This is a genomic window from Cupriavidus sp. 96C5-1 (assembly GCF_057798855.1).
This window is the reverse complement of the sequence record NZ_JBYOJU010000096.1, coordinates 1-8,109: the sequence shown is the minus strand read 5'-3', so window position 1 is coordinate 8,109 and position 8,109 is coordinate 1. Positions and strand designations below refer to the sequence as shown.

The window sequence follows — 8,109 nt, the reverse complement described above, 5'->3', positions numbered from 1 at the left end:
AGCGTGGTGCGCTGGGACAGCGGCAGGTTGAGGCGCGCGCCGGCGTTGACGTCGGTGTAGCGGAAACCCAGCGGCGTGCTGCCGATATCGGCGTTGAAGCGCTCGGACTCGTAAGCCACGCTGACCGCTGCCCCGAAGGCATTCTGCGACCCTGCCGACGTGGATCGCAATGGCGCACCGGACAGGTTGACCGGCTGGCCGCCAACCGGGAACGCCAGTGGCCCGCCGCCGAAACGGGAGGCGCTGTTGTAGTCGCCGCCCAACGAGCCGCTGTCGAGCGTCACCGGCGTCACGCGTGCCACCAGCTTGCCGTTGCCTGCGGCCATCTTGCCCTCGGCGATGACCTGCATCTCGGTCAGTTGGCTCATGCCGGAATCGCCGCTGCGCGCGCGCAGCGTGGGGCCGCCGGCGAGCGTGCTGGTACGCTGCGATTCGATGTCGCGCAGGTCGTCCAGCGCGGTCTTGGGGCCGGTCGGGTTTGCCTGCGAATCGGCATCGGCCAGCCAGGGTGCGCGAGACTGCGCGCCAAACGGCTGGCGCGCCGGCGCGGCGGGCGTAGGCGCCGCCGCGTAGGCCTGGGCGGCGGCCGCGGCAGCGTTCTGCGCTACCGGATACGGGGCTGCGGCGGCCGGCTGGGCGGGGTGCTGCGTAGCTGAATGCTGGGCTTGGACTTGTGCCGGATACTGCGCAGGCTGCTGACTGGGCTGATAGGCTGGATGGGGCGTGCTGATAGTCTTGGTGCCGCGCGCGCTCCTGGTTGGTGTAGTGGCGGCGGCACTGGTTTGTTGTGGATAGTAGGTAGCTGGCGCTTGTACCGGCACCTGCGCCCGCTGCGGATCATATACTGCGGGCTGCTGCACTGGCGCCATCCCTGATCCGCCCGCCGCCACCGGTGCCGGGACATAGGGCTGCCCGCCCGTGTTCATTGCCACCGGCAGCGCCGCCGTCCCAGCCGCGGCGCGGCTCGGGCCCGGCATGATCGGGTATGGCGCCTGTGAGCCCGGCGGCGGCAGTTGCGAGCTGGGCCGCTGCTCCGGCAAGCCGGCAAAGGGATTGGAAGGCACGCGGTCGAAACCGGCACCGTCCGGACGCGAGAACGGCGTCGATGCGCCAGCCGAGTTCTCGGCCGCCACCGCCTCCCGAAAGTAGTCCGCCGCGCGCGAGGGATTGCCCTCGGCGCGGTAGAGCCGGCCTGCCGCGGTCAGCACCTTGGGCGACTTGGGCGCCTGCGCCAGCGCCATCTGCAACGTGCCTTCCGCCCAGGTGAATTCCTTGGCGGCGGTAGCAGTGCCGATGGCCGCCAGCATCAGGTCGAGATTGCGCGGATCCTTCTCCAGCACGCTCTCGTACAGCGACAATGCCTTCTTGTTCTCGCCCGCCTGCGCGTACATGCGCGCCAGGCTGGAACGCACTGCGCTGCTGCCGCCGCGCTCGGAGAGCGCTGGCGCCAGCATGTCATAGGCAGCCGCCAGGTCGCCACTCTCGGTCAGTGCGTCGGCCTGGCGCACGATATAGACGGCCCGCAGATCATCGTAGTCGCGGCGCTGCGCCTGGCTCAGGTTGGCGTTGGCGAGCTGGCGCAGCACCCCGGCCAGCTCCACGTCCTGCCTGGTCTTGAGCAGGATGGCGGCGTATTGCAGCTGCATGCCGGTATCCGGGCGCACGGTACGGCCCATCACGGTACGCATCAGCGACAGCGCGCGCGCCTCGTCGCCGGCATCGGCATAGGCCAGCGCCAGCGCACCGAGCTGGTCGGCGTCCTGCTGGGCGTAGCGTTCGGCCTGTTGCAGCACGCCCTGCGCGGCAGCCTGCTGGCCGGCCGCGGCGAGCCCGCTGGCGCGCGCCGCCTCGGCGTGCACCCATAGGCGGCGCTGCAGGGTGCTCATGTCGCGCGTGCGGTTCTGCGGGGGAACGCGCTCCAGCACATCGAGGCCGCCCTGCCAGTCGCCGGTCTCGGCGGCCAACAGCGCGCTGGCGTAGAGCGTGTCCGGCATATTGGGGTTGGACCGCTGCAGGCCATCCATGATGCTGCGCGCCTGCTCCTTCAGACCCATCGAGGCATAGGCGCGCGCCACATCGAGCCGCACCCAGGGGTTGGACGGATCGGCCGCCATGGCGTCTTCCAGCGCGCGGCGCACGCTGGCGGTGTCGCCGCGTTGCAGCGCGGCGCGGGCCTGGCCGCGGGCTTCCTCGGCGCGCAGCTTGCCAAGCGAGCCGACCTTGTCCTGTTGCGCGGGCGTCAGGTTCTGCACGATCGCCAGCGCTTCCGCATTCTTGCTCTGCGCCGCAAGGACGCCCACCAGGCCGCGCGTGGCGTCGGGATTGTCGGCCTGCTGCTTGAGTACGCGGCGGTACGCGGCCTCGGCCGGGACGTATTGCCCTTCCTCTGCCATCACGTCGGCCAGCGCCACCTGGGCGGCAGGTTCGTGCGGATCCAGCTTGATCGCGCGCTCCAGCAGGCTTCGCGCCTCGGCGCGGTTGCCCGCACCGCGCGCGGCATTGGCCTGCTCGGACAGCAGCCAGTAGGTGGCGCTGTTCTGCGCGCTGCGGTAGCGTCCGCCCGCGCCACGCTTGGCGGCCTGATCGAGAAAATCCAGCGCCTCGGCAAACTTTTCCTGCTTGAGGCGCAGCACGCCCATGCCGCCAAGCGCGTCGGCGTCCTCGGGCCGCTGGACCAGTACGGTCTGGAAAATCTCACTTGCGCGCCCGAGGTCACCAATGTCGAGCGCGCCGAAGCCCTGTTGCACAAGCTGGTGCACCGGGTTGCTGGTGACACTAGCAACCCGCGTGCTTTGTTGTTGCCGTTGTTGCCGTTGTTGCCGTTGTTGCCGTTGTTGCCGTTGTTGCTGTTGTTGCTGTTGTTGCGGAGCCTTGATCGCATCCAGTTTGGCGCGGATGGCCTCATCGTCGGGATGGCTGGCCAGCCATGCCTGGTACATCGGCGCATCGGCTGGGCGGCCGCCCAGCCAGGTCAGCGCGCGCCGCCAGCTCTCGCCGGCGGAGCCCGCCACGTCGCTGCTTTTGGAAAGCGCATCGAGCCGGCGAATGCCCTCGTTCCGGGTCGATTCGCGATAGGTCAGATGCTGCGCCAGCGCAAGCTGGGCACGGTTGTCGGACGGATTGGCGCGCGCCAGTTGCTCCAGCCCCTTGCGCGCCTCGTCCCAACCCTGAGCGGTGCCGCCCAGGGTCTGGTAATACTCGAGCGCAAGCTTCCCCTCAGGCACTGCACCGCCGGCGGCTTGCTGGTAGCGCTTGACCGCTTCCTCGCCCTGGCCGCTGCGAGCCATCTGGCGCGCCTGCTCCAGCTGCCGGGTAACGCCGCCACCGCTGATGATTTGCGTGAGACGCCCCACCAGCGTCGATCCAGGCTGGGCCTTCTTCAGGCGCTCCAGGTAGGTGCGCGCGCTATCCGCGCGGCCGGATTCGGCCTCGGCCACGCCCATGCCATACAGGGCGTCTGTCTGGGCAGGATTCAGCCGCAGGATCTTTTGCCAGGCTTCGGTCGCACGATCGCTGCGTCCGCGTTCCTGCCAGTATTTGGCTTGATCCACCAGTAATTTGACTGGGTCTTCCTGCGCCAGGGATGACGTAGACAATGCCGTCAGCAGGCCGAACATCAAGGTCTTGACGTGCGAACGCTTGCCGCCAGAGTTTGTCGGTTGGATTGCATTCGCGCGTCTGTTCACGGCCGGGCGCTTGTGGTTCGACATGTTTTTTCCTGCATCAAGACTAGCTCGGTCAAAGATGCGAGCCTGCACCGGTCCGCAATCTGGTCGAGAGAAATTCCTATTGGTGTGTGAAACACATAGCTGCGGTGCCGATCGGATATCCTTTCGGACGATGGAGTGCGCCTATGTAGGGCAGTACCGCTTGTGATCCGCCTCGTTCATGTTCCCGCGCTCCTTTGCTGATTTCGGTGGCTCGCACGTTTGCGCAGTGATAGGTAGAGCAAGGCGGCCAGCAGGACTACCGCGCCGCCGATCATCAGCACCATGGACAGGGGCCGCTGCGAGAGCCACCACTGCGCATAGGTCCAGGGCGACAGCTTGCCCACGTAGTAGTTCTGCTCGGCTTCCAGGCTGTCAATCTCCTTACCGCGCACCAGCACCAGGCTGCCCTGCACGCGCGCGAGCTGGTCCGGATCGAGCAAGGTCTCGGCTACCGCAAGCAAGCCATGCTGTGTGTTGCTGGCGACCACCACCACACTGCGCCCGGACGCTAACGGCGATTCGAAGGCGCTGAGCGCAACATTGGTTCCAGCGCTGTTGATCGAAAGACGCGTGTTCACCGGGCGATTGCGCGTGCCATCCGCGCCATTCCACCAACTCGTCACCGTCGAGACGGAATCCGTCAGCGAGAAACGCTTCTCGCTTCCCACCAGCGACACCGGCATGCGCTCGGCCCACTGTGCGAAGAGCGATTGGTTCTGCGTGGTACCGATCACCAGGAGATCGCGCTGGGCCTGCTTGTCGATCTGCGCTGCGCCGCTGACCGCCACACCGGTAGCTGGGTAGCCGGTGGATTCGCCCATGCGCCCCATCAGCGTGAGATAGGTCGAATAATCCTCGGCGCCAGGCTTGTCCGGCAGGATTACGGCAGTTTCGGAAAGGTCCGCCAGCCGCGTGAACGGGAAGCCGCTGTTGCCGAACACCGCCAGATCGGGCAACGCGATAAAGTGTGGCAGGCCGGTCACGTCGATAGTTGAATCGGGATCGATGGCCCCCTTCACGTTGTCGAGCAGCACGTCCTTGCACGCGCCCTGCTTGAGGTAGTCGTAGTAGAAATGGAACTGCAGCTGCGACTGCGCGGGCAGCATGAACAGCGGCAGGTCGATGCGCTCCTTGGCCGGCACCGAGCCGTCCGGCAGCATCTTGTCCAGCAACTGGCTAGCGCGGCCGTCCTGGTTCTTGACCGCCCGCAGCGCATAGGCGTGCAGGAAGCGCCGGTTAACGTTGATATTCAGCGTGGACTTATCCAATACCGGACGCGGCGTATAGCGGTACTTCAGATCGATGGGAATGCCCTTGCTGCGCCAGCCGAACAGGTCGGGCGGCAGCCGGAAGTTCACGCGCACCAGGTCGGGGCTGTAGCCCGAGACGTTGAGATCGCGCACTTCGGCGAGTTCGCCGAAGTGCACCGGGCGGTCGCTGCGGATCCAGTTCGGCGCGTCGTAGGGTACGCGCGGCACCACGTCGTCGAGCCTGGTGATGGTGGCGCTCTGCCCGGACAACGCACGCGCGCCCAGCGTGAGCGCGCGCGCGGCGGTCTTGAGCTCGGCACTGTCGCGCCCCATCACCAGCAGCAGCTTGCCATTGGTGTCGGCGGGGTTGGGCGCCACCGCGATGGTAGGACCGTTGATAGCCGGCAACTCCACCCCGGCGGGTTTTTCCTCGTTGGTGACGAAGACCACCGCATTGCCCGACGCCGGCACCTGGTTGAGCGTGGCGGAGAAGGACGCGCCGCGATAACCGGCCAGCGCGCCGAACCACGACGACACCGCGCCGGCCGCTTCCAGCGTGGCGGGCGACGGCGCGCCGGCGAACACGAAGGGCAGCCTGAGGCGCCCCGTGTCGCGGCGGTCGAAGAACGGCAGCGGCAGCAGCGATAGCTCGTTGGCCAGCGCCACCGGGGTCAGCGTGAGTTCGAGCACGCTGCTGTTGCCGATGGTGGCCCACAGGCTGGAGTGGAAGGGGTCCTCGCAATCCGTCGTGTAGTGGCCGATCAGTTGGATGTTCAGCCGGTTGAACTCGCTAATCAGTCGCGGCTCGATGGTAAGTTCGCGCTCCAGGCTGGTGCCCGCCGTTTCTTTGGGCACCAGCACGGTGGCAGCAACCTCGCCGTTGAGCATCACGTTGATATGCGACAGCGCCGGGATCAACGCCGGCGAATAGGTGTAGCGCAACTTGAGGCGCGCCGCGGTCACGACCTCACCGGCCCGAATCGAGAACGGCACGCCATTGATGCCATCGACGCCCCGCAATTGGAGTGGAGCATCCGCCCCCAGTTGTTTGAGGGTGATCTGTATCGTGCGCGCGCCGCTGCGGGGTGCACCGGTGGCAGCCTGCGCGGCACCGCCTGCGCTCGCCTGCGCCGTTGCCGCGTTGCGCGTGGCGTCCGGCATGGCGGCGCGCTGGGCGCCGGCCGGCGCCATGGTCAGCGTCGAAAGCGCCAGCACGGCACCCAGGCGGGTCAGCACGGGCAGAGGGGCAGGAAGCCGAACCGGAGGGCGTGGTGTTTTGGTCAAGCGCATTCTCCGTTAGTTGGGGCGATTGCAGCCGCGTACGCCCAAAGGTGGGCACATGGCGACACCGCTTGTTAGCGGGTAGAGGCACCAGCAGTGGGCCGCCGCAGCAACCCCCGTATCTCGCGGCCCAGGTGGAACATCATGTTGTGGAAGCCGAGCAGGCTGATGCGCAGGATCTGGCTCGCGGCCAGGCCAGGGGCATCCGGACGCTTGCTACCCCAGGAATCGATCCAGGCGTCGGCACGCGCGAAGGTGCATTGCACGAAAGCCACTTCCTCGCGCGGGCTCATCTCCATCAGCTCAAGGCCAGTGTGCGACTCGCCCTGGAATACCACCTTGGCGGGGAACATGTGTTCGTCGTTCTGCAGGTAGAGCGAAATCTGCACTGCGTCGCCTACGGTCGCCTTCATGCCCGGCGGCAGCCGCATGCCGATGCCGCCCTCGGCGAAGTCGATGGTCTCGCACACCACGGCACGGCCATCGGCGAAATGCAACGTGGCAGGCAGCTTCATCGCCACCCGGTGCGCCACGCGGATCTGCCGCGTCTCGCTGGCCACAGCAATGGAAGCGCCGAGAATGATCAGGTTGTAGAAGGTCCAGATCAGGTTCAGCACCACCGTGGTGGCCTCGAACTGGTTCCACAGGAACAGCCGCAGGAAGCCCACCACCACGCCCAGCAGGTTGAACAGCAGCAGCACCAGGTAGGGCCGCGAGATCACCCAGTCGAAGTAGGCTTCCTCGATCACCCCGCCCTTGGGCGTCACGTTGAACTTGCCGGCCGCGGGGTTGACGAAGGCCACCAGCACCGGCCGCATGATGTACCACGCCAGCACCGATTCGTAGACCTCGTTCCAGAACGAATGCCGGAACTTGCCCTGGATGCGCGAGTTGCTCATGTTCGCGTGCAGCAGGTGGGGCAGCGCGAAGATGGCAATGGTCAACGCGGAGGCCTGGATCACGTGGGCGCCGAACAGCAGGTAGGCCAGCGGCGCGGTCAGGAACACCAGCCGCGGCAGGCCATAGAAGAAATGCAGCATGGCATTGAGGTAGCACAGCCGCTGCGGGAGCGACAGGCCCGGCCCGAGTAGCGGATTGTCCACCCGGCAGATCTGCGCCATGCCGCGCGCCCAGCGGATACGCTGGCCCACGTGGCCCGAAAGGCTTTCCGTGGCCAGCCCCGCCGCCTGCGGAATCGCCAGGTAGGCGGTGCCGTAGCCCTTGCGGTGCAGCTTGAGCGCGGTGTGCGCGTCCTCGGTCACGGTTTCCACCGCGATGCCGCCGACCTCCAGCAACGGGGCGCGGCGGATGATGGCGCACGAGCCGCAGAAGAACGTTGCGTCCCACAGATCGTTGCCGTCTTGCACCAGGCCGTAGAACAGTTCGCCCTCGTTGGGCACTTCCTGGAAGGTGCGCAGGTTTTTCTCGAACGGATCCGGCGAGAAGAAATAGTGCGGCGTCTGCAGCATGGCCAGCTTGCCGTCCTTGAGGAACCAGCCCATGCAGATCTGCAGGAAGGAGCGGGTGGGAATGTGGTCGCAGTCGAAGATCGCCACGTACTCGCCATACGTGTTCTTGAGCGCCTCGTTGATATTGCCGGCCTTGGCGTGGCGATTGTGGTTGCGCGTGACGTGGGTGACGCCGACCCGCTCGCAGAACTCGCGGAATTCCTCCCGCCGGCCGTCGTCGAGCACATAGACATTGATCTTGTCGCGCGGCCAGTCCAGCGACATGGCGGCGAACACCGTCGGCTTCACCACCGAGAGCGGCTCGTTGTAGGTCGGGATGAAGATGTCGACCGTGGGCCAGTTCGCGCTGTCCGGCGGCATCGGCACCGGGCGGCGCTGGAGCGGCCACGCGGTCTGGAA

At 66.8% G+C, this 8,109-nt stretch carries 3 protein-coding genes; all 3 read right to left on the bottom strand.

The genetic code is table 11. The annotated features are described in order from the left end of the window. Nucleotides 1-3,710 (bottom strand): tetratricopeptide repeat protein (locus AC3FOF_RS44130; RefSeq protein ID WP_488730264.1); only part of this gene is annotated, 3,710 nt, incomplete at its 3' end. A gap of 176 nt (nt 3,711-3,886) precedes the next feature. Then, nucleotides 3,887-6,250 (bottom strand): cellulose biosynthesis cyclic di-GMP-binding regulatory protein BcsB, encoded by a 2,364-nt coding sequence (bcsB, locus tag AC3FOF_RS44125; protein ID WP_488730263.1) that lies wholly within the window; start codon nt 6,248-6,250, stop codon nt 3,887-3,889. 65 nt (nt 6,251-6,315) lie between these two features. After that, nucleotides 6,316-8,109, bottom strand: a 1,794-nt coding sequence (gene bcsA / locus AC3FOF_RS44120; protein WP_488730262.1) for a UDP-forming cellulose synthase catalytic subunit, incomplete at its 5' end; no start/stop codon positions are given.